This is a genomic window from Actibacterium sp. MT2.3-13A (assembly GCF_018139985.1).
Classification (GTDB): domain Bacteria; phylum Pseudomonadota; class Alphaproteobacteria; order Rhodobacterales; family Rhodobacteraceae; genus JAGSOU01.
On sequence record NZ_JAGSOU010000048.1, the window covers coordinates 1 to 1,220 of the forward strand.

At 69.5% G+C, this 1,220-nt stretch carries 1 protein-coding gene; it reads right to left on the bottom strand.

Annotated features, from left to right (window positions below):
* Window positions 1-53: 53 nt before the first annotated feature.
* Window positions 54-1,199: an amidohydrolase/deacetylase family metallohydrolase gene (locus tag KCI33_RS17830; RefSeq protein WP_212526152.1), complete on the bottom strand. Its 1,146-nt coding sequence runs from the start codon at window positions 1,197-1,199 to the stop codon at window positions 54-56.
* Window positions 1,200-1,220 lie beyond the last annotated feature (21 nt).

A 1,220-nucleotide genomic window follows, 5' to 3' on the forward strand; every position in this document is an offset into this window, starting at 1 on the left:
AGAAGGCCCCGGCCGCCGGGCCGGGGCCTGAAGGCCTCGCTCGGCGCGGAGGATCACGCGGCGGGGGCGTCCTGCCACCATTTGCCGGCGATGACGATGCCGCGGTGTTCCAGGTAGCTGTCGGCGGTGATGGTCTCGCCCACCGCGTCGGTATGGGTGATGCTGCCGCTGGTCTCGGTCAGGATCGTGGCGTCGCCGGCCGCGCCCACCTTCAGCGTGCCGATGTCGTCGCGGCGCAGCGCGCGCGCGGGGTTCTGCGTGGTCGCCGCGATCACCTCGGTCAGGCTCATCCCCAGCGCCATGAATTTCGACATCACCGCCAGCACGTCATAGGCCGGCCCGTCGACGCAAATCACATGCACGTCGCTGCTGAGCACGTCGGGCTTGATCCCCTCGGCCAGCATCGCCCGCCCCGAGCGGAAGCCGAAGCCGCCGTAGCCGTGGCCGATGTCGAAGATGATGCCGCGCTCGCGCGCCTCGATGATCTCCTTCCGGATGGTGCAGTCGCCGTGGATCGGCGCGTTCGGGAACGGCCGGAAGCAATGGGTCAGGACATCGCCCGGGCGCAGGACGCTCAGCACCTCCTCGCGGGTCGGCGGCGGGTTGTCGATATGCGCCATCACCGGCAGGCCCAGCTCGTCCGCCACCTCGATCGCCAGCGCCAGCGGCGCCAGCCCGGAATTGCCGCCGGCCTTGGCCCCGACGCGCGCCTTCATGCCCACGATGATGTCCAGGTTCTCGCTCGCCACGCGCAGGCATTCGCGCGCGTCGAGCAGCCGCAGATCCGCGCATTCGCCCACCATCACCGTCTTGGAAAAGGCGAAGATCCCGGGGAAGGAGATGTTCATATAGGCCAGGATCCGCGGCTCCGAGGGCTCGATCACATGCTTGCGGAAGCCCGCCAGGTTGCCCGGGCCCGCGCTGCCGGCATCGACGAAGGTCGTGGTGCCGCTGCGCCGCGCGATGGTCTCGGCGTCCACCCCCAGCGAGGTGCCGCCCCAGTAGACATGGGTGTGCAGGTCGATCAGGCCGGGGCTGACGATCCGGCCCGAAACGTCGCGCACGTCGCGCGCCCCCGCCGGGTCGATCCCAGCCTTCACCTCGGCCACCTTGCCGTCCCTGAAGGCCACGTCATAGAGACCGTCGAGGCCCTGCGCCGGGTCGATCACCCGGCCGCCCTTGAGGAGCAGATCATACATCGTCATTCATCCTGTTGCCGT